Source organism: Modestobacter italicus (genome assembly GCF_019799965.1).
GTDB lineage: Bacteria > Actinomycetota > Actinomycetes > Mycobacteriales > Geodermatophilaceae > Modestobacter > Modestobacter italicus_A.
Genome location: NZ_JABGCJ010000003.1, coordinates 204,217 through 224,385 on the forward strand (window position 1 = coordinate 204,217; position 20,169 = coordinate 224,385).

Sequence of the window (20,169 nt, forward strand, 5' to 3'; positions counted from 1 at the left end):
GACCGGGGCGGTGGCACACTCGGCAGCGGGTCCGTGGCCGACCGGTCGCACCCGCTCCCGGGAGGTCAGCGTGCCGATCGACGCGGGCAGTCTGCACTTCCTGGTGGGGCCGGCCATCGCCCTGATGGTGATCGGCCTGCTGTTGCTCTTCCTCCGCTGGGCCTTCGCCTCCGGGAGCTCCTCGGGCAAGCCGGTGCGGCGCGAGGAGCTGCTCACGCCGGTGGCCACGCTCACCCGCCGGGAGTCCGCGCTGGCGCTGCGCGCGGTCCTCTCCGACGCCGGCATCCGGTCGACCATCCGCGAGCCCGCGGCCCACCGCGCCGACGTCCTGGTCTTCCCCGAGGACCTCGCCCGGGCCCGGGCACTGGCCCTCTCCTTCGGCGACTGACCCTCGCCCCTCAGCCCTCGCCCCGCACTACTGCGAGAGGGGCCGATCCGTCAGCTGGGGCGCTGGGTGCGCTCGATCTGCACGCCGACGCCGCGCAGCTGCTCGGTGAAGTCGGGGTAACCCCGGTCGACGTGGTGCACGTCCTGCACCTCGGTCACCCCGTCGGTGAGCAGCCCGGCCAGCACCAGGCCCGCACCGGCCCGGATGTCGGTGGCCAGCACCGGGGCGCTGGAGAGCCGCTCCCGGCCACGCACCACCGCGTGGTGGCCGTCGATGCGCACGTCGGCGCCCAGCCGGACGAGCTCGTTGACGAACATGAACCGGCCCTCGAACACGTTCTCGGTGATCAGCGCGGTACCGGTCGACACCGCCGCGAGCGCCACCGCCATCGGCTGCAGGTCGGTGGGGAACCCCGGGAAGGGCAGCGTGACGACGTCGACGCCCTTGGGCCGGTCGTCCATCGCCACCCGGACGCCGTCCGGCCCCGGCTCCACGGTGGCCCCGGCGCTGACGAGCTTGTCCAGCGGCACGGTCAGGTGCTCGGCGACCGCCCGCTCGATGACCAGGTCCCCGCGGGTCATCACCGCACCGATGGCCCAGGTGCCGGCGACGATCCGGTCCGGCACCACCGAGCAGGCCACCGGGTGCAGGCCGTCGACGCCCTCCACGGTGATGGTGGAGGTGCCGGCGCCCTCGATCCGGGCCCCCATCGCGACCAGCATCGAGCACAGGTCGACGATCTCCGGCTCGCGCGCGGCGTTGTCCACGATGGTCGTGCCCTCGGCCAGGACGGCGGCCATCACCAGGTTCTCGGTGGCCCCGACCGACGGGAAGTCCAGCCAGATCGAGGTGCCGACGAGCTTGGGCGCGGTGGCGATCAGGAAGCCGTGCTCGCTCACGATGCTGGCGCCCAGCCGCTCCAGGCCGGCGATGTGCATGTCCAGGCCGCGGGAGCCGATCGCGTCACCGCCGGGCAGGGCCACCTTGGCGGTGCCCAGCCGGGCGACCAGCGGACCGAGCACGCTGATCGAGGCGCGCATCCGGCGGACCAGGTCGTAGTCGGTCTCGCTGGAGGGCCGCTCCGGGACGTCGATCAGCACCCGTCCGCCGCCGCTCGGGCTGCCGCCTGGCTCCAGCGGGTAGCGCTCGAAGACCACGCCGCAGCCCAGGCGCCGCAGCACCTCGCTCATGATCGTGACGTCGAGGATGTCGGGCACCTCCTCCAGCGTCGTCCGCCCCGGGGCCAGCAACGCGGCCGCCATGAGCTTCAGGGCGCTGTTCTTGGCACCGGTGACACGGACCCGGCCGCGCAGCGACGCCCCGCCGGTCACCTCGAAGCACTCCACGAGTCCAGCCTAGTTGCGCCCGCCGGGGAGCCGGCCGCACCGACCGGGCTGCCACCGTGCGCCCGCCCTAGGCTCGGCGGCATGACCGTCCGGCTGACCCGCATCTACACCCGCACCGGCGACGCCGGGCAGACCCACTTGGGCGACATGTCCCGGGTCAGCAAGACCGACCCGCGACTGGTCGCCTACGCCGACGTCGACGAGGCCAACAGCTGCCTGGGCGTCGCGATCGCGCTCGGCAGCCCCTCCGCGGAGCTGACGGAGCTGCTGCGCAGCATCCAGAACGACCTGTTCGACGTCGGCGCGGACCTGTCCACACCGGTGCACCCCGACCCCGAGCACCCGCCGCTGCGGGTCACCCCTGCCTACACCGAGCGGCTCGAGGCGGCCTGCGACGCCGCCAACGAGGAGCTGCCGGCGCTGACGTCGTTCGTGCTGCCCGGCGGCACCCCGTTGGCCGCGCTGCTGCACACCGCGCGGACGGTCGCCCGCCGGGCCGAGCGCAGCGTGTGGGCGCTGCTGGAGGCCGACGGCGAGCGCACCAACCCCGAGACCGCGAAGTACCTCAACCGCCTGTCGGACCTGCTGTTCATCCTGGCCCGGGCAGCCAACCCCGACGGCGACGTGCTCTGGGAGCCCGGCGCGCACAGCGGCGTGCACGCCCAGCGCGCCGCTCGCTGACGGGGCCAGCTGGCACGGCTCCGCGGCAGGGGCCCCGCCGAGCCCGCGCGGCCGGGCGCTGGGGCGCTCCGTCAGCGGTCGACGGGCGGAGCCGACTCGATCCAGGACAGGAAGCCGGTCACCGTCGAGCTGTCCATCGCCAGCTCCTGGGGCCCGGCACCGGTGCGGCAGGTCAGGATCACGCTCTCGTCCGGCAGCGACAGGTCGTCCGCGGTGGGCCGCCGCCGGGCGTCCACCCGGAACTGGGAGCGGCACAGCCGCCGGTTGGGACGCACCGAGAGCGACAGGGCCCGGTACCAGAGCAGCGTCTCCCCGGAGTACCAGGCGACGCCGACCGACCAGCGCGGCGCACCGGGGGCCCGCAGCCACATGGTGACCGCGCCGAGGCCGGAGAGCAGGAACCGCCGACGCAGCAGGAAGGCAGCCACCAGGCCGACCAGCAACACCCCGAGGAGGACCAGGACGAGGGTGGTCACCGGGCGGGTGCTGGGGGGCCGCGAGCGGATCGGGAGGAGGCTGAGCCGGTGCGGTCAGGCGTCCTGGCCGGCGGCGCGGAGCCGGGACTGGGCCCGGCGGGCGGCGGCGAGCGCCTCCGGGTCGTCGCCGGCCTGCTCGGCCCGGCGGAGGGCCTCCCGGGCTCGCTCGACGTCGATGTCGGTGGAGATCTCGGCGGTCTCGGCCAGGATCGACACGCCCCGCTCGGTCACCGACAGGAAACCGCCGTGCGCCGCGACGACGAGGTCGTCGCCGGACTCCGGCCGGATGCGGACCACACCGCCGGGGGCCAGCTCGCCCAGCAGCGGCGCATGGCCGGGCAGGACACCGAGCTCACCCTCGGTCGTGCGGGCGATGACCATGCTGGCCTCACCGGACCAGATCATCTTCTCCACGGCCACGAGCTCGACCTGCAGGGTCGCCACGTCAGTCCTCCAGGGTCATCGACCGGCCGGGTCAGGCCTGTGATGCGGGCCGCCGGTCCGGTCGGACGCGACAGCGGGTCCCTGCCACTGTACCGGCGCGCCGGGGACGGTTCCGCCACAGCCCAGCCGCAGGGCACCGCCACAGCGGCGCAGTGCCGGGCACGGGGTTGCCGGAGGCGGCTCGCCGGGCCGGGCCCGGGCCGCGGCACGGACCGGTGAGCAGGGCCCGCCGGGCCGGCCGGCCCCGACCGCGGGCTGAGACCGAGGTGGTGCTGTGTCAGGCCGCGCGACGGTAGACCACGGTCCACCGGCCGACCCGGACCTGCGGGTGCCAGACGACCGAGCGGGGTGCCCACTCGGCCACGTCGAACGGCTCCGCGGCCGACTCGACCGGCGCGTAGGGCGGCCAGCTCCAGTCCAGTGCGTCCTCGGGCAGCGGCCCGGGGTCGGCCTGGTCGTGCGGGTCCGGCCCGAGCGTCGCCGTCCCACTGCGCCGCAGCACCGCTGCGAGACCTGTCCTGTGCACCGTCGTACTCCTGAGCTGGCGCCCGCCGACCGGACGCACCGGTCCCCATGATCGACAGGAGTGAGGAGGTGCTTGAACACCGTCGGACACGACCACCCGATCGGATGGTGACCGACCGCCGCGCCACCACGCCGGGTGACGGCCCGGCGCCACGGTGCACCTCGTGCCCCGCCCGTCACCGGCCGCGTGACGCGGTTCCTCGCCGGGCGCGGCTCGTGGACCGGCACGGCCCGGCCTCCGGGGACGGCTCCGGGTGGCCCGGGAACGGCGACGGCCGGGCCCCCACGCAGGGGACCCGGCCGTCGACCGAGGAGGTGCAGCCACGGCCACGAGGGGCGCGGCGGGCAGGACCTCCGACTAGCTCTTCTTCAGCTTGTCGTAGTTCCGCTCGAGGTCCTCGAGGCCACCGCACATGAAGAAGGCCTGCTCGGGCACGTGGTCGTACTCACCCTGGGCGAGCGCCTTGAACGCCTGGAGGGTCTCCGACAGCGGCACGTAGGAACCCGGCTGACCGGTGAAGGCCTCCGCGACGAACATGTTCTGGGAGAGGAACCGCTCGATCCGCCGTGCGCGGTTGACGGTGACCTTGTCCTCCTCGCCCAGCTCGTCGATGCCGAGGATCGCGATGATGTCCTGCAGCTCCTGGTAACGCTGCAGGATCCGCTTCACCTCGCTGGCGATGTCGTAGTGCTCCTGCCCGACGTACTGCGCGTCGAGGATCCGGCTGGTGGAGTCCAGCGGGTCGACGGCCGGGTAGATGCCCTTCTCCGAGATCGGCCGCGACAGGTTCGTCGTGGCGTCCAGGTGGGCGAAGGTGGTGTGCGGCGCCGGGTCGGTGATGTCGTCGGCGGGCACGTAGATCGCCTGCAGCGAGGTGATGGACCGGCCTCGGGTCGAGGTGATCCGCTCCTGCAGCTCGCCCATCTCGTCGGCCAGGGTCGGCTGGTAGCCCACCGCCGAGGGCATGCGGCCCAGCAGCGTGGAGACCTCGGACCCGGCCTGGGTGAACCGGAAGATGTTGTCGATGAAGAGCAGCACGTCCTGGTCGGCCTCGTCGCGGAAGTACTCCGCCATGGTCAGCGCCGAGAGCGCGACCCGGAGCCGGGTGCCCGGCGGCTCGTCCATCTGACCGAACACCAGCGCGGTCGAGTTGATGACGCCGGACTCGGTCATCTCGGTGATGAGGTCGTTGCCCTCGCGGGTCCGCTCACCCACACCGGCGAAGACCGAGACGCCACCGAACTCCTGGGCGACGCGACGGATCATCTCCTGGATGAGCACCGTCTTGCCGACGCCGGCGCCGCCGAACAGACCGATCTTCCCGCCCTTGATGTACGGGGTCAGCAGGTCGATGACCTTGATGCCGGTCTCGAGCAGCTCGGTGCGGCCCTCGAGCTGGTCGAACTTCGGCGCGTGGCGGTGGATCGTCCAGCGCAGGCCGTCCTCGCCGTAGCCGGGGGTGTCCAGGCACTCGCCGAGCGCGTTGAACACGTGCCCGGTGACCTGGTCGCCGACGGGCACCGAGATCGCCGACCCGGTGTCGGTCACCTCGGCCCCACGGACCAGACCGTCGGTCGGCTGCATGGCGATGGTGCGGACCACGTTGTCGCCCAGGTGCTGGGCGACCTCCAGGGTCAGCGTCTTGCCCAGGTCGGCGAGGGTGACCTCGACCTTGAGTGCGTTGAAGATCTCGGGCATCGCGTCGCGGGGGAACTCGACGTCGACGACCGGGCCGGTGACCCGGACGACCCGGCCCGCGCCGGTGGTCCCCTGGGTGCTCGGGCGGTCCTCGGTGACGGTCATCTGTACTGCTCTCCTGCCCTCGGGCTCGGTGGTCTCGCGTCTTCGGTGTCCCCGGTCGTGGCGGCGGGTGCCGCCACGACCGAGGCCGTGCTCAGTAGTCGGAGCTGCTGGACACCAGCGCGTCGGCACCGCCGACGATCTCGCTGATCTCCTGGGTGATGCCGGCCTGGCGGGCCTGGTTGGCCTGCCGCGAGAGGTTCTTGGCCAGCTCCTCGGCGTTGTCCGAGGCCGACTTCATCGCCCGCCGGCGGGACGCCGACTCCGATGCAGCCGACTCCAGCAGCGCCGCGTAGATCCGGGTGGTGACGTACTTCGGCAGGAGCGCGTCCAGCAGCGCCTCGGCCGACGGCTCGAACTCGTAGGAGGTCGGGACCTCGCTGGAGCGCCCCGACTGGTCCTGGCCGGACGCTGCACCGTCGCCATCGCCGTCGCCGAGTTCGTCGACCTCCTCGACCACGAGGGGGGCCATCCGCTTCGCCACCGGCACCTGGGCCAGCAGCGAGCGGAACTCCGTGTAGACGATGTGCAGCTCGTCGACGCCGAGGATGCCGTCGGCACCGCCGTCGCCGTCCGCGTCGTCCTCGCCCGCGGTGAAGGCGTCGATCAGCGTGCGACCGACCTCCTGGGCGTTCTCGTAGGACGGCTGCTCGGAGAAGCCCGTCCAGGAGTCCTCGATCGGCCGGTCACGGAACCGGTAGTACGTCTCGCCCTTGCGGCCGATGACGTAGACCAGCGGCTCCTTGCCCTCGTTCCGCAGCAGGCCGAGGAGCTCCTCGGTGCGGCGCAGCACGTTGACGTTGTACGAGCCCGCGAAGCCCCGGTCGGAGGTGATGACCAGGACGGCGACCCGCTTGGGCTCAGGCCGCTCGCTCAGCAGCGGGTGGTCCAGGCTGGCCGAACCGGCCAGCGCGGACAGCACCCGGGTGATCTCCCGGGCGTAGGGCTGGGAGGCCTCCACCCGGGCCTGTGCCCGCACGATGCGGGCGCCGGCGATCAGCTCCTGGGCCGAGAAGATCTTCTTCGTCGACCGCGTGGAGCGGATCCGGCGCCGCAGCGCGCGCAGGGACGCGGCCATGTCAGGAGCTCCGCTTGACCCGGACGGTCTCCTGGCCACGCTGGCTGGCGTCCATGGCCTCGACCTCGGGCTCCTTGACCTGCAGGGACTCGCCCTCGGAGGTGGTGAACTGGCCGTAGAAGGTCTCCACCGCCGCCTCGAGGCTGCTCACCACGTCGTCCTCCAGCTTCTTGGAGGTCCGGATGGTGTCGAAGATGACGTTGTCGCCGCGGCCGATGAAGTCGAGGAACTCCAGCTCGAAGCGACGGACGTCGGGGACCGGCACGCGGTCCAGCTTGCCGGTGGTGCCCAGCCACAGGGAGACGACCTCGCGCTCGACCGGGAACGGCGAGTACTGCCCCTGCTTGAGCAGCTCGACCAGGCGCTGCCCGCGGTCCAGGGTCGCGCGGCTGGAGGCGTCCAGGTCGGAGGAGAAGGAGGAGAAGGCCTCCAGCTCGCGGAACTGGGCCAGGTCCAGGCGGAGGCGACCGGCGACCGACTTCATCGCCTTGATCTGCGCCGAGCCACCCACACGGGACACCGAGATGCCCACGTTGATGGCCGGGCGGACACCGGAGTTGAACAGACCCGTCTCGAGGAAGATCTGCCCGTCGGTGATCGAGATGACGTTGGTCGGGATGTACGCCGAGACGTCGTTGCCCTTGGTCTCGATGAGCGGCAGGCCGGTCATCGAGCCCGCGCCCAGCTCGTCGGAGAGCTTCGCGCAGCGCTCCAGCAGGCGGGAGTGCAAGTAGAAGACGTCGCCCGGGTAGGCCTCGCGGCCCGGCGGGCGGCGGAGCAGCAGCGACACCGCGCGGTAGGCCTCGGCCTGCTTGGACAGGTCGTCGAAGACGATCAGGACGTGCTTGCCCTCGTACATCCAGTGCTGGCCGATGGCCGAGCCGGTGTAGGGGGCGATGTACTTGAAGCCCGCGGCCTCCGACGCCGGAGCGGCGACGATGGTCGTGTACTCCATCGCGCCGGCGTCCTCGAGGGCGGCGCGGGTGGCGGCGATGGTCGAGCCCTTCTGACCGACCGCCACGTAGATGCAGCGCACCTGCTGCGCCGGGTCACCGGTCGCCCAGGCCTGCTTCTGGTTGATGATCGTGTCCAGGGCGATCGCCGACTTGCCGGTCTGCCGGTCGCCGATGATCAGCTGACGCTGACCGCGGCCGATCGGGGTCATGGCGTCGATCGCCTTGATCCCGGTCTGCATCGGCTCGTGCACCGACTGCCGCTGCACCACCGAGGGGGCCTGCAGCTCCAGAGCGCGGCGGGTGGTGGTCTCGATCGGCCCGGCACCGTCGATCGCGTTGCCGAGCGGGTCGACCACGCGGCCGAGGAAGCCGTCGCCGACGGGGACCGAGAGGACCTCGCCGGTGCGGCGGACCGTCTGGCCCTCCTCGATGCCGGCGAAGTCACCGAGGATGACGACACCGACCTCGCGGACGTCGAGGTTCAGGGCCAGGCCTCGCACGCCGCCCTCGAACTCGAGGAGCTCGTTGGTCATGACCGAGGGCAGGCCCTCGACCCGGGCGATGCCGTCGCCGGCCTCGGTGACGACCCCGACCTCCTCGCGGGAGACGTCCGGGGTGTAGTCGGAGACGTAGTTCTGGATGGCACTGCGGATCTCGTCCGCGGAGATCGTCAGCTCGGCCATGGCTCTCGCGTCCTCTTCTGCTGGTGTCTGTGGTGGTGCGGTGGAGCGGTCGGTTCCGTCAGCCGGCCAGTCGGCGGCCGGCGTCCTCGAGCCGATGGGCGATGCTGCCGTCGATGACCTCGTCGCCGACCCGGACCACGAGGCCACCGAGCACGTCGGGGTCGACCTGGACCTGGAGGCCCATGGTGCGCCCGTAGATGCGCTCGAGCACACCCACCAGGCGCTGTTCCTGAGCCGCCGTCAGCGGGACGGCGCTGATCACCGAGGCGACCGACCGACCACGCCGGCGGGCCGCCATGGCAGAGAGCCGCTCGACCTCGTTCTCCGCGTTGTGCACGTGCGAGCTGGTCAGCGAGTTCCGGACCAGCCGCTCGGTGACCGGGCTGACCTTCCCGGACAGCAGGCGGTCCAGCAGCGCGGTCTTGCCCTCGCGGGGCGCCGACCGGTTGCCCAGGATCCGGGCGAGGTCGGCGTCGCCGGCCACGATCCGGCCGAACCGGAAGAGCTCGTCCTCGACGCCCTCGAGCTCGCCGCGGGCGTCGGCGGCGTCCAGCGCTGCCTCGGTGGCCAGCGTCTCGGTGGCCTCGACCAGGTCGAGGGGCCGGGACCAGCGCTGCTGGGCGACGGTCTCGACCACGGCGAGGGTGCCCTCCGAGACCTGCGCCGCGAGCAGCCGCCGGGCCAGGCCCGCCCGGTCCTCCGGCCGCACGGAGGCGTCCGACAGGGCGCGGCGCAGCGATGGCTGGCCATCGAGCAGGTGCGCCACGGCGAACATCTCGTCGGCCAGGGTCAGCAGCGCCTCACCGCGGTTGCGGCTGCGGGCGCCACCGGTCTGCTCGAGGAGGCTCGCCCGCGAGGCCTCCATCGCTGCCCGGCTGGAGGCGTGCATCAGCGGGCGTCCTGCGGGACGAACGCCGAGCTGCCGCCCCGACCGTCACCGGCGGCGGACATGCCGTCCAGCTGGTCCAGGAACCGGTCGACGGTGCCGCTGCGCCGGGCGTCGTCGGCCAGCGACTCGCCGACCAGCCGGCCGGCGAGGTCGACGGCGAGCGTGCCGATCTGGCCGCGCAGCTCGTTGATCACCTGCTGGCGGGAGGCAGCGAGCTGCTCCTCGCCGCGGGCGACGATCCGAGCGGACTCCTCCTGCGCCTGGGCGCGGAGCTCCTCGATGATCTGCTGCCCCTCCGCACGCGCGGCGTCGCGGATCTGCGCCGCCTCGGTGCGCGCCTCGGCGAGCTGAGCGCGGTACTGCTCCAGCGCGGCCTTGGCCTCGGCCTGCATGGCCTCGGCCCGCTCGATGCCGCCCTCGATCGCCGCACGACGGGCCTGGAAGACCTGCTCGAAGCGCGGTGCGACGAACTTCCACACCACGAAGAGCAGGACCAGGAACGCGATCAGGCCGACGATGATCTCGCCGAAGGGCGGGATGAGCGGGTTCGCGCTCTCCGCAGCCAAGATGCTCATGCTGTCAACGTCCTCGTCTGGATGTCAGTGACCGAACTCGTCAGCGAGCGGATCAGGTGCCGTAGACGAGGGGGGCGACGAAGCCGATCAGCGCCAGCGCCTCGGCCAGGGCGAAGCCCAGGAAGGCGTAGGTGCGGGTGAGGCCGGCCGACTCGGGCTGACGGGCGGTGGCCTGGATGTAGGCGGCCCAGACCAGACCGACACCGATGCCGGGGCCGATCGTGGCGATGCCGTAGCCGACCGAACCGATGCTGCCTTCGAGCTCTGCGAGAACGTCCATCATCGCGGGGTGTTCCTCCTGTGTCGTCGCCCGGCGGTGAGCCGGGCGGCTGGCGGGGTCGTGCGGGTGGTGCAGTTCAGGTGACCGCCCGGCTTGGCCGGGTCGGAGCCGTGGGTCAGTGTGCAGCCTCGACGGAACCGTTGAGGTACGTGCCCATCAGCATGGTGAAGACGTAGGCCTGCAGGAAGATGACCAGCAGCTCGAAGAACGTCATCACGATCGCCATCAGCGCCGAGACCGGGCCGAAGATGACAGAGAAGTTGTCGACGGAGAGCAGGTAGGTCGCGCCGAGCGCGAACGTCACCAGCAGCATGTGGCCGGCGAACATGTTCGCGAAGAGCCGGATCGCCAGCGTGAACGGCCGCACGATGAAGTTCTGCAGCAGCTCGAGCGGGGTGATCAGGATGTACATCGGCTTCGGCACGCCTGGCAGGAACATGATGTCCCGGAAGTAGGGCCACAAGCCCTGGTTCTTGATCCCGACCGCGATGTAGACGACCCAGCAGATCAGCGCCAGCACCAGCGGGAAGGCGAACTTCGACATCGGCGAGATCTGGGCGAGCGGGATGATCGCCATCAGGTTGTTCGCCAGGATGAAGAAGAACAGCGACGCCAGGAAAGGCGCGAAAGGCAGGCCCTTGGGGCCCACGACGTCGCGGGCGATGCCGTCCCGGACGAACGAGTAGCCGGTCTCGCCGATGAACTGGAGCTTCCCCGGGACGATCTGCGGCTTGCGCACCGCGGCGACCAGCAGGGCGATCATCGCGGCCGTTGCGACCCACGCGATGAGCGTGATGCGGGTGATCTCGAAGTCGACGCCCAGCAGGGAGAAGCTGGTGAGCGCCTCGGGGTAGAACTCTCCGATGCCCGGGGGCGTGAAACCGCCGCCGGGGTCGCTCTCCACAGCGAGCACGTCGCCGAGCGCGTGGGCGCTGGAGGTCACCGTTGTCCCTTCTGCGTCCTGGGCGGGCCCTGTCGGCCGCCCGGGGGCTGTGCGGCGGCCTGGTCGGGCCCGCCGTAACGCTTGATGACCACGTAGATGGCCACCGCCACGCCGAGGATGATCCCGACCGGGAAGAACACTCGCGTGTCCAGCCACTGGTCGACCAACCACCCGGCCCCGCCCCAGACGGCCATCCCGGACATGAGCGTTCCGGTGACCCCCCAGCCCATGTCGGCCCCACTGGGCTGACGAGCAGGCTGTCCAGGGTCAGGCTGATCGAGGCGTGGTCGAGTGGCCCCGGTTTCGGGACTGTCCTCGGCCATCGGGTCGGACACTATCAGCCGCGTGTCGGGCTGATCCCCGGGTCGTCCTGCCCGGGGGCCCGGGCGGCTGCCGGCGCACTCGGCGGGGGCACGTAGTACAGCTGCCGGGTCCACACCCAGCGCAGCTGTACCACGCTCCACAGCAGGGCCCCGGCGATGACCGTCCAGGCCAGCACCCGGCGGTCCAGCCAGCCGTCCTCCGGCAGGCCGGTGAGCAGCGGGAACAGCAGGAAGGCCTTCAGCCCGAAGGTGCCCAGGGCGGCAGGCATCGTCCAGGTGTCGTCCACCTTCCCGGCCCAGGCGATGACCAGGCCGGAGACGCAGAAGAAGGCGGTCACGACCGCTGCTCCGACCACGACCCCGAGCGCTTCGGTCCAGCCGGCCACCAGCCCGACGACCGGGGCGGCGACGACGGTCGCGGCCAGGGCGACCAGGGCACCCACCCGGAGGAAGGACAGGTCCCAGGGGGCGTCGCTGCGCGGCCCGGGCCGCGCACCGGACGGGCCGCTCACCGGGGCACCCCCGCCGCGGTGGACGACGAACGTGCAGCAGCACCGGCCGGCACCGATCCGGCGCCCGGTCCACCGCCGTCCCGCAGGACCCGACTGGCCGGGTGGGCGGCACGGCTGCGTTCCTTCATGGCCGCCAACTCTGCCTCGCGGGCGGCGATGGCCGCCCGCCGGGCCCTGGGGCTGAGCACGACGACGACGCCGACGACCAGCAACGCACCGATGATGACCAGCACCTCGACGGTGCCGCCGGTGATGGACAGGGCGACCGCGCCGAAGCTGAGCAGCGCGGCCCAGAAGTACATGATCAGCACCGCGCGGCGGTGGGAGTGCCCGATGGACAGCAGCCGGTGGTGCAGGTGCATCTTGTCCGGGCTGAACGGCGACTGGCCCTTCCGGGTACGGCGCACGACCGCCATCAGCAGGTCGATGAAGGGGATGAAGAGCACCGCGACCGGCACGAGCAGCGGCAGGGTCAGCGGCAGCAGGCTCGCGGCCGAGCCCAGCGTCTGTGAGTCGGTCTGCCCGGTCGCCGACACCGCCGCCGCGGAGAGCATCAGGCCCACGAGCATCGAGCCGGAGTCGCCCATGAAGATCCGGGCGGGGTTGAAGTTGTGCGGCAGGAAGCCCAGACAGGCGCCGGCCAGCACGGCGGTGATCACCGCCGGGGCGCTCGCCACGTCGTCGTAGCCCACCGCCCCCAGGTGGTAGCTGTAGGCGAAGAAGGCCAGCGCGGCGATCGCCGAGACACCGGCCGCCAGGCCGTCCAGCCCGTCGATGAAGTTCAGCGCGTTCACGGTCAGGACGGTGAGCAGGATCGTCGCCGGCACCCCGACGTCCGAGCCGAGGGACAGCGTGCCGATGTCGGCGACCGGCAGGAACACGTAGGCCAGCTGCACGCCGAGCAGCACCATCACGCCAGCCGCGGCGATCTGGCCGGTGAGCTTGGTGAGTGCGTCCAGGCCGAACCGGTCGTCGAGGACGCCGAGCAGGCAGATCAGCCCACCGGCGACCAGGACGGCGATGGTCTGGCTGTTGAACTCGAAGCTGCGCTGCAGCGAGGGCAGCTGGGAGGCCACCAGCACGCCGGCGGCCACCCCCAGGTACATCGCCACTCCCCCGCCCCGCGGGGTGGGTATGACGTGCACGTCCCGGTCCCGGACGGCGGCCATCACCCGCAGCCGGACCGCCGCCACCCGCACCACCGGGGTGGCCAGGAAGGTGACCAGGCCGGCGGCGAGGAGGACGACGGCGTACTCGCGCATGGGCTCAGACGGCCCGGGCGGGCTCGGGGTAGGCAGGGTGCGCGCTCACCAGCTCACGCACGCCCGCCGCCACCTCCGCCGTCCGGGAGCCGTCGGCGTCCCGGATCGCGGTGCCGATCAGCGAGGCGATCGCCCGCATGTCCGTCTCGACCATGCCCTGGGTGGTCACCGAGGGGCTGCCGACGCGGATGCCGGAGGCGATCGACGCCGGCTGCGGGTCGAAGGGGATGGCGTTCTTGTTCAGCACGATGCCGGCGGCGTCGCAGCGGGCCTCGGCCACCTTGCCGGTGACCAGCTCGCCGGCGGTGTCGGTGACCTCGCGCAGGTCCAGCAGCGCCAGGTGGGTGTCGGTGCCGCCGGCGACCGGGCGCAGCCCCTCGGCGGCCAGGCCCTCGGTCAGCGCCTGGGCGTTGGTGATCACCTGGCGGGCGTAGGCCTGGTACGCAGGCGCGAGGCACTCCTTGAGGTTCACCGCCTTGGCCGCGATGGCGTGCATCAGCGGGCCGCCCTGCATCATCGGGAACGCCGACTTGTCGATGGCCTTGGCGTGCTCGGCCTTGCAGACGATGGCGCCCCCGCGCGGGCCGCGCAGCACCTTGTGCGTGGTGAAGGTGACGACGTCGGCGTAGGGCACCGGCGAGGGGATCGCCTTGCCGGCGACCAGGCCGATGAAGTGCGCCGCGTCGACCATGAAGACCGCGCCGACCTCGTCGGCGATCTCCCGGAAGGCGGCGAAGTCGATCAGCCGCGGGATCGCCGACCCGCCGGCGACGATCAGCTTGGGCCGGTGCTCGCGGGCCAGGTCGCGGACCTGGTCGTAGTCGATGTGCTCGGTCTTCTCGTCGACCCCGTACTGGACGGCGTTGAACCACTTCCCGGAGAACGAGACCTTGGTGCCGTGGGTCAGGTGGCCGCCGTGCGGCAGCGCCATGCCCAGCAGGGTGTCCCCCGGCTGCAGGAACGCCCCGTACGCGGCGAGGTTCGCGCTGGCCCCCGAGTGCGGCTGCAGGTTGGCGTGCTCGGCACCGAAGAGCTCCTTGGCCCGCTCGATGCCCAGCGACTCGGCCCGGTCGACGACCTCGCAGCCGCCGTAGTAGCGGCGACCGGGGTAGCCCTCGGCGTACTTGTTGGACAGCGTGCTGCCCAGCGCGGCGAGGACGGCGGGGCTGGTGAAGTTCTCGCTGGCGATCAGCTGGAGGCCGCCGCGGAGCCGGTCGAGCTCGTCGGTGACGACGCCGGAGATCTCCGGGTCGAACGCCGCCAGGGCGTCGAAGTCGGGCCCCCAGTAGGGGGTCGCGGCCGGGGTGCTCATCGCGGGTGCACTCCTGCGGGTCGGTGCGCGGGCCCGCGTGCACCGGGACGAGGGCACGCGGCTGTCGGCCCACGGTAACGCTGCGACGGGAGGATGCACCGCACCGCACCGCGGCCGGGGCCGCCGCCCGCGTCAGTCGGTGATCTCGGGGACCACCTCGCGCAGCCGGTCGAGGTCGATCGCGCCGATCCGGAGCACCCGGGGGGCCGGGACGGTGCAGTCGATGATCGTGCTGGCGGCCGAGCCGGTGCGGGGGCCGCCGTCCAGCACCACCGCGGCGTGCTCGCCGAGCTGGTCGGCCGCCTCCTGCGCGGTGGTCGCCGCGGGACGGCCGGAGCGGTTCGCGCTGGACACCGCCAGTGGCCCGGTGCCCCGGAGCAGGTCGCGGGCGACGTCGTCGTCCGGCAGCCGGACGGCGACGGTCCCGTCGGCGTCCCCGAGGTCCCAGGCCAGGGTGGAGGCGTGCTCGACCACCAGGGTGAGCCCGCCCGGCCAGAAGGCCTCGGCCAGCTCGTGCGCCACCGGCGGGACGGCGTCGACCAGCCCGGCCAGCGTGGAGGCCTCACCGATCAGCACGGGCACCGGCATGCTGCGGCCGCGGTTCTTCGCGGCCAGCAGCCGGGTGACGGCGGCGGGGGTGAAGGCGTCGGCCGCCACCCCGTAGACGGTGTCGGTCGGGAGGAGGACCAGCTCGCCGCGGGCCAGCGCCCGGGTGGCGGCGGTCAGGCCCGCCTCGCGCTGGTCGGGGTCACTGCAGTCGAAGACGTCGGCCACGAGGCAGCAGTCTGTCACTGGCCGCCGGACAGCCGCGCAGTCGTGTACCTCGGTCGGCCGGCGAGGTCCCGGTGGTCGGCCACGTCGGCCCACCGGCCGTGCCTCCGGACCAGCTCCGGCAACGAGCTGCCCTGCTGGTCGGCGTGCTCGATGCCCAGCCAGCCGCCCGGGCGCAGCAGCCTCGCCGCGGTGCCGAGCAGGCCACGGACGACGTCCAGCCCGTCCGGGCCGCCCCACAGGGCCAGCGGCGGGTCGTGGTCGGCGACCTCCTGCGGCAGCCGGGCGCCGTCGGGCACGTAGGGCGGGTTGGAGACGACCACGTCGACGGTGCCATCCAGCGCGGTGAGCAGCCGCGGGTCGGTCATGTCCCCGGCCAGCACCTCGACCGGGGTGTCGCCGGCCGCGGCCCGGGTGGCGGCGTTGTGCCGGGTCCACTCGATCGCGCCGGCGTCCCGCTCGACGGCGGCCACGCGGGCACCGGGGTGCTCGTTCGCCACCGCCAGCGCGATCGCCCCCGACCCGGTGCCCAGGTCGACCACGGTGGGCGCCGTGAGCCCGGCGATCCGGTCGAGCACCCACCCCGCGATCAGCTCGGTCTCCGGCCGGGGCACGAAGACACCCGGTCCGACGGCCAGCTCGACGTGCCGGAACGGCGCCGTCCCGGTGAGGTGCTGCAGCGGGACCCGGGCGGCGCGCTCCTCGACCAGGGCGGCGAACCGGGCAGCCGGCCCGGGCGGCACCTCACCGAGGGTCAGCAGCGCCGTGCGGGTGGTGCCCAGGACGGCGCAGAGCAGCAGCTCGGCGTCCACCCGAGGCGACTCCACGCCGGCCGCGGCCAGCCGGCGGGCGGCCTCGGTCAGCAGCCCCCGGGGCGCGCTCAGGACCCGGCCGCCAGCAGCTCGGCGGTGGCGGCCGCGCTGAGCGCGTCCAGCACCGGGTCCAGGTCGCCGTCCAGCACCTGGTCCAGGTTGTGCGCCTTGAAGCCCACCCGGTGGTCGGACAGGCGGCTCTCCGGGAAGTTGTAGGTGCGCACCCGCTCGCTGCGGTCGACCGTGCGGACCTGACTGCGCCGCTGGTCCGAGGCGGTCGCCGCCGCCTCCTCCCGGGCCGCGGCCAGCAGCCGGGAGCGCAGCACCCGCAGCGCGGACTCCCGGTTCTGCAGCTGGCTCTTCTCGTTCTGAGAGCTGACCACGATGCCGGTGGGCAGGTGGGTGATCCGGACGGCGGAGTCGGTGGTGTTGACGCTCTGTCCCCCGGGCCCCGACGAGCGGAACACGTCGATCCGCAGGTCGTTCGGGTCGACGCTGACGTCGACGTCCTCGGCCTCGGGCAGCACCAGGACGCCGACCGCCGAGGTGTGGATGCGGCCCTGGGACTCGGTCACCGGGACCCGCTGGACGCGGTGCACCCCGGCCTCGAACTTCAGCCGGGCGAACACGCCCGCTCCGTCGTCCCCGCCAGGGAGTCGGGACTTGATCGCCACCGCGACGTCCTTGTACCCGCCCAGCTCGGCGGGGACGGCGTCGAGGACCTCGGTGGCCCAGCCGCGCCGCTCGGCGTACCGCAGGTACATCCGCAGCAGGTCGCCGGCGAACAGCGCCGACTCCGCCCCGCCCTCCCCCGCCTTGATCTCGAGGATGACGTCCTTGTCGTCGTCGGGGTCCTTGGGCAGCAGCAGCTCGGTCAGCCGGGCGGTCAGCTCGGTGACGGTGGCCTGCAGGTGCTCGGCCTCCCGGGCGAACGACGGGTCTTCGGCCCCGAGCTCGCGGGCCGTGGCCAGGTCGTCGGTCGCGGCGTCCAGGGCCCGGGAGGTCTCCACGACCGGGGCGAGCTGGGCGTAGCGCCGGCCCAGCCGCCGGGCGCGAGCGGCGTCGGCGTGCACCGCCGGGTCGGCCAGCTCGGCCTCCAGCTCGCGGTGCTCGGCGAGCAGGCCGGCGAGCCGGTCACTGCCGGCGTCGGTGCTGCTCACTCGGGCTCCTCGAGTACTCGGCCGCGCGAAACCGCGCGTGCTTGATCGCGCGAAACCGCGCGTGCTTGATCGCGCGCGGGGTCGGCAGGGGGTGCGGACATGCCGACGGCGCCCGCCCCGCCCCGGGAAGGGGCGGCGCGGGCGCCGTCGAGGGTGCTACTTGTCGGCGCCGGTGTTGCGCTTGCCGAACCGCTTCTCGAAGCGGGCGACGCGGCCACCGGTGTCCAGGATGCGCTGCTTGCCCGTGTAGAAGGGGTGGCAGGCCGAGCAGGTCTCGACGGTCATCGTGCCGCCGGGCGCCGTGCTCTTGGTCTGGAACGTGTTGCCGCAACCGCAGGTCACCGTGGTGACGTGGTAGTCCGGGTGGATGTCGGCCTTCATGCCGGTACACCCTCTCTCTGGTCTCGGGATCTGGTCGTTCGGACGCCGCCGGTGACAGCGGCGGAGGCTCGACGGGCCAGTGTACGGCCCCGGCGAGGTACTGGAGTGGCCCCCTCGCAGGGTCCCACCACGAGCGTGCGCGTGGTGGGGGGCGAGGGGGCCCTTCCTCAGTCCTTCTCGTTGACGCCGAGCGTCGTCTTCTGCACCTGCATGAGGAACTCGATGTTGTTGCGCGTCTTGCGCATCCGGTCGAGCAGAAGCTCCAGCGCCTGCTGGGGCTCCAGGGCCGACATCACCCGGCGCAGCTTGATCACGATGGCCAGCTCGTCGGGCGAGAGGAGGATCTCCTCCTTGCGGGTGCCCGAGGCGTTCACGTCGACGGCGGGGAAGACCCGCTTGTCGGCCAGCCGCCGGTCCAGCTTGATCTCGGCGTTCCCGGTGCCCTTGAACTCCTCGAAGATGACCGTGTCCATGGTTGAACCGGTCTCGACCAGCGCCGAGGCGATGATCGTCAGCGAGCCGCCGTTCTCGATGTTGCGGGCGGCACCGAGGAAGCGCTTGGGCGGGTAGAGCGCCGTGGAGTCGACACCACCGGACAGGATGCGCCCGCTGGCGGGGGCCGCGAGGTTGTAGGCGCGACCCAGCCGGGTGATCGAGTCCAGCAGGACGACGACGTCGTGGCCCATCTCGACCAGGCGCTTGGCCCGCTCGATGGACAGCTCCGCGACCGTGGTGTGGTCGGCCGGCGGCCGGTCGAAGGTCGAGGCGATGACCTCGCCCTTCACCGAGCGCTGCATGTCGGTGACCTCTTCGGGCCGCTCGTCGACCAGCACCACCATGAGGTGGACCTCGGGGTTGTTGGTCGTGATCGCGTTGGCGATCGACTGCAGCACCATCGTCTTGCCGGCCTTCGGCGGGCTGACGATCAGGGCCCGCTGGCCCTTGCCGATCGGCATGACCAGGTCGATGAGCCGGGTGGTCATCAGGTGCGACTCGGTCTCCAACCGCAGGCGGTCCTGCGGGTAGAGCGGGGTCAGCTTGGTGAACTCGGGCCGGTTGCGGGCCTGCTCGGGGTCCAGCCCGTTGACCGAGTCCAGCCGCACCAGCGCGTTGTACTTGTCCTTGCGCTCGCCCTCACGGGGCTGGCGGACGGCGCCGGTGATGGCGTCGCCGCGGCGCAGGCCGTAGCGGCGCACCTGGGACAGCGAGACGTAGACGTCGTTCGGCCCGGTCAGGTAGCCCGAGGTGCGGACGAACGCGTAGCTGTCGAGCACGTCCAGGATGCCGGCGACCGGCAGCAGGACGTCGTCCTCGCTGACCGTGGGCTCGCCCTGGTCGAAGCGCTCGCGCCCGCCGGCGGCGTTGCCGCCGCGGCGGTTGCGGTCGCGGTACCGCCGACCGCGACGACCGCGGCCACCGCCCTCGAAGTCGTCGTCGTCCTCGTCGTTCCGGGCGTCGTTGCGGGTGTCGTTCCGGGCGGCGCCACCGTCGTTGCGGTTGCCGTCCCGCCCACCGTCGCTGCGGTTGCCGTCGCGGGCACCGTCGTTGCGGTTCCGGCCGTTGCGGCCCTCGCCCTCGGCGCGGTTCCGCCCCTCGCCGTCGGCCCGGTTCCGGCCCTCGCCCTCAGCCCGGTTCCGGCCCTCGCCCTCCGCGCGGTTCCGGCCCTCACCCTCAGCCCGGTTCCGCGCCTCGCCGTCGGCCCGATTCCGGCCGCCGCGCTCCTCAGCGTCGCGGGCAGAGCCGTCGCGGGCAGAGCCGTCGCGGCTGGTGCGGTCCTCGCGGTCGCCTCCGTCCCGGGGAGCACGGTCTCCGCGCTCCCGCCGGCTGCGCTGCGGACGCTCGCCCTCGCCGGCCGTGGCCGGGGACTCGGTGCCGGCGGTGGTCTCGACGGCGGGGGCGTCGTCGGTCGCGGTGCGCTCCGCGGCGGGGGCCTCGGCGGTCGGGGCGCCGGCCGGGCGACTCGCGCCACGACGCCGACGGCCGGTGGTGGCGCCGTCGGTCGGGGTCTCGTCGCTGCGCGGCGCCGGGCTGGCGGTGATCGGGCCACCGTTGCCGCCGCCGCTGATCGGCGCCTCGAGCGGAGCGGCCGAGGTGGCCACACCACCGGTGCCGGCGTCCTCGGTGCGCGGCGCCGGGGCGGTCGCGGCCGGGGCGGAGCCCGCGTCGCCGCGGACCTGCCGCTCGGAGATGGCGGCGACCAGGTCGCTCTTGCGCATCTTGCCGGTGCCCGGGATGCCCAGCTCGGCGGCCAGGCGCTGCAGCTCGGGCAGCAGCATGCCGGACAGCCCGCTGCCACGGCGACGGGAACGGGGGGCCGTTCCGCTGCCGGCAGCTGCCTCGTCGGACGGGGCGGCGTCGGGCGCGCCGTCGATGAGGTCGGTGGTCTCGCTCACGTACAGGTCCTTCCCTGCGGTGACCTGCGCCTACCAGCGCAGGAGGGGACCCGGTCCCAGACGGCGGAGCCCGCTCTTGGACTCGATGCGTCGATCGGGAGAGCACGGGTCTGTGGATGCGGGGCGAGGATCAGCGGCGACGGATCGACCGTCTGCAACGCTCCCGCGTGGAGCAACG

General features: G+C 72.8%; 22 protein-coding genes. 2 read left to right on the forward strand and 20 right to left on the reverse strand.

All coding sequences use genetic code 11. The features are described from left to right. The first annotated feature begins 70 nt into the window (after positions 1 to 70). On the forward strand, positions 71 to 388 hold the full coding sequence (locus HLA93_RS08540; RefSeq protein ID WP_222193969.1) for a hypothetical protein: 318 nt from the start codon (positions 71 to 73) through the stop codon (positions 386 to 388). A 50-nt stretch (positions 389 to 438) separates the two neighbouring features. On the opposite strand, the gene murA is transcribed toward HLA93_RS08540, so the two are convergent. After that, on the reverse strand, positions 439 to 1,734 hold the full coding sequence (gene murA / locus HLA93_RS08545) for a UDP-N-acetylglucosamine 1-carboxyvinyltransferase (RefSeq protein ID WP_222193970.1): 1,296 nt from the start codon (positions 1,732 to 1,734) through the stop codon (positions 439 to 441). 81 nt (positions 1,735 to 1,815) lie between these two features. On the opposite strand from murA, the gene HLA93_RS08550 reads away from it, so the two are divergent. Continuing rightward, positions 1,816 to 2,415, forward strand: a complete 600-nt coding sequence (locus HLA93_RS08550) for a cob(I)yrinic acid a,c-diamide adenosyltransferase (RefSeq protein ID WP_222193971.1) — start codon at positions 1,816 to 1,818, stop codon at positions 2,413 to 2,415. 71 nt (positions 2,416 to 2,486) lie between these two features. On the opposite strand, the gene HLA93_RS08555 is transcribed toward HLA93_RS08550, so the two are convergent. The 19 genes from HLA93_RS08555 to rho form a co-directional block, all read right to left on the reverse strand. After that, positions 2,487 to 2,891, reverse strand: a complete 405-nt coding sequence (locus HLA93_RS08555) for a DUF2550 domain-containing protein (RefSeq protein WP_222193972.1) — start codon at positions 2,889 to 2,891, stop codon at positions 2,487 to 2,489. A 54-nt stretch (positions 2,892 to 2,945) separates the two neighbouring features. After that, the gene (locus HLA93_RS08560; RefSeq protein ID WP_222193973.1) at positions 2,946 to 3,335 is read right to left on the reverse strand and encodes a F0F1 ATP synthase subunit epsilon; all 390 of its coding nucleotides are present in this window, start codon (positions 3,333 to 3,335) and stop codon (positions 2,946 to 2,948) included. A 277-nt stretch (positions 3,336 to 3,612) separates the two neighbouring features. Continuing rightward, on the reverse strand, positions 3,613 to 3,861 hold the full coding sequence (locus HLA93_RS08565; protein ID WP_222193974.1) for a hypothetical protein: 249 nt from the start codon (positions 3,859 to 3,861) through the stop codon (positions 3,613 to 3,615). A 357-nt stretch (positions 3,862 to 4,218) separates the two neighbouring features. Continuing rightward, positions 4,219 to 5,664, reverse strand: coding sequence for a F0F1 ATP synthase subunit beta (gene atpD / locus HLA93_RS08570; protein WP_222193975.1), 1,446 nt, complete (start codon positions 5,662 to 5,664; stop codon positions 4,219 to 4,221). 91 nt (positions 5,665 to 5,755) lie between these two features. Then, the gene (locus tag HLA93_RS08575) at positions 5,756 to 6,739 is read right to left on the reverse strand and encodes a F0F1 ATP synthase subunit gamma (protein ID WP_222193976.1); all 984 of its coding nucleotides are present in this window, start codon (positions 6,737 to 6,739) and stop codon (positions 5,756 to 5,758) included. A gap of 1 nt (position 6,740) precedes the next feature. Next, the gene (atpA, locus tag HLA93_RS08580) at positions 6,741 to 8,378 is read right to left on the reverse strand and encodes a F0F1 ATP synthase subunit alpha (RefSeq protein ID WP_222193977.1); all 1,638 of its coding nucleotides are present in this window, start codon (positions 8,376 to 8,378) and stop codon (positions 6,741 to 6,743) included. 58 nt (positions 8,379 to 8,436) lie between these two features. Then, complete coding sequence (locus tag HLA93_RS08585; protein WP_222193978.1) at positions 8,437 to 9,267, reverse strand: F0F1 ATP synthase subunit delta; 831 nt, start codon at positions 9,265 to 9,267, stop codon at positions 8,437 to 8,439. After that, complete coding sequence (locus HLA93_RS08590) at positions 9,267 to 9,842, reverse strand: F0F1 ATP synthase subunit B (protein WP_222193979.1); 576 nt, start codon at positions 9,840 to 9,842, stop codon at positions 9,267 to 9,269. The genes HLA93_RS08585 and HLA93_RS08590 overlap by 1 nt, the downstream gene beginning before the upstream one ends. Positions 9,843 to 9,894: 52 nt before the next feature. After that, positions 9,895 to 10,122, reverse strand: a complete 228-nt coding sequence (gene atpE / locus HLA93_RS08595) for an ATP synthase F0 subunit C (RefSeq protein WP_439957969.1) — start codon at positions 10,120 to 10,122, stop codon at positions 9,895 to 9,897. 115 nt (positions 10,123 to 10,237) lie between these two features. After that, entirely contained in the window at positions 10,238 to 11,065 is an 828-nt protein-coding gene (atpB, locus tag HLA93_RS08600; protein ID WP_222193981.1) for a F0F1 ATP synthase subunit A, read from the reverse strand. Beyond that, positions 11,062 to 11,268, reverse strand: a complete 207-nt coding sequence (locus HLA93_RS20875; RefSeq protein WP_246626140.1) for an AtpZ/AtpI family protein — start codon at positions 11,266 to 11,268, stop codon at positions 11,062 to 11,064. The genes atpB and HLA93_RS20875 overlap by 4 nt, the downstream gene beginning before the upstream one ends. Before the next feature lie 134 nt (positions 11,269 to 11,402). After that, on the reverse strand, positions 11,403 to 11,900 hold the full coding sequence (locus HLA93_RS08610; RefSeq protein ID WP_222193983.1) for a hypothetical protein: 498 nt from the start codon (positions 11,898 to 11,900) through the stop codon (positions 11,403 to 11,405). Beyond that, positions 11,897 to 13,162 (reverse strand): glycosyltransferase family 4 protein, encoded by a 1,266-nt coding sequence (locus HLA93_RS08615; protein ID WP_246626141.1) that lies wholly within the window; start codon positions 13,160 to 13,162, stop codon positions 11,897 to 11,899. Before HLA93_RS08615 ends, HLA93_RS08610 begins: the two co-directional genes overlap by 4 nt. 4 nt (positions 13,163 to 13,166) lie before the next feature. Then, entirely contained in the window at positions 13,167 to 14,474 is a 1,308-nt protein-coding gene (glyA, locus tag HLA93_RS08620) for a serine hydroxymethyltransferase (protein ID WP_222193984.1), read from the reverse strand. 132 nt (positions 14,475 to 14,606) lie between these two features. Continuing rightward, positions 14,607 to 15,248, reverse strand: a complete 642-nt coding sequence (locus HLA93_RS08625) for an L-threonylcarbamoyladenylate synthase (RefSeq protein WP_222193985.1) — start codon at positions 15,246 to 15,248, stop codon at positions 14,607 to 14,609. Positions 15,249 to 15,262: 14 nt separating this feature from the next. Next, the gene (gene prmC, locus HLA93_RS08630; protein WP_222194300.1) at positions 15,263 to 16,129 is read right to left on the reverse strand and encodes a peptide chain release factor N(5)-glutamine methyltransferase; all 867 of its coding nucleotides are present in this window, start codon (positions 16,127 to 16,129) and stop codon (positions 15,263 to 15,265) included. Further along, positions 16,126 to 17,217, reverse strand: coding sequence for a peptide chain release factor 1 (gene prfA, locus HLA93_RS08635; RefSeq protein WP_222193986.1), 1,092 nt, complete (start codon positions 17,215 to 17,217; stop codon positions 16,126 to 16,128). Before prfA ends, prmC begins: the two co-directional genes overlap by 4 nt. A gap of 156 nt (positions 17,218 to 17,373) precedes the next feature. Beyond that, positions 17,374 to 17,598, reverse strand: a complete 225-nt coding sequence (gene rpmE / locus HLA93_RS08640) for a 50S ribosomal protein L31 (protein WP_222193987.1) — start codon at positions 17,596 to 17,598, stop codon at positions 17,374 to 17,376. Positions 17,599 to 17,765: 167 nt separating this feature from the next. Further along, a complete protein-coding gene (gene rho / locus HLA93_RS08645; protein ID WP_222193988.1) occupies positions 17,766 to 19,991 on the reverse strand; it encodes a transcription termination factor Rho in 2,226 nt (741 codons plus the stop codon). Positions 19,992 to 20,169 lie beyond the last annotated feature (178 nt).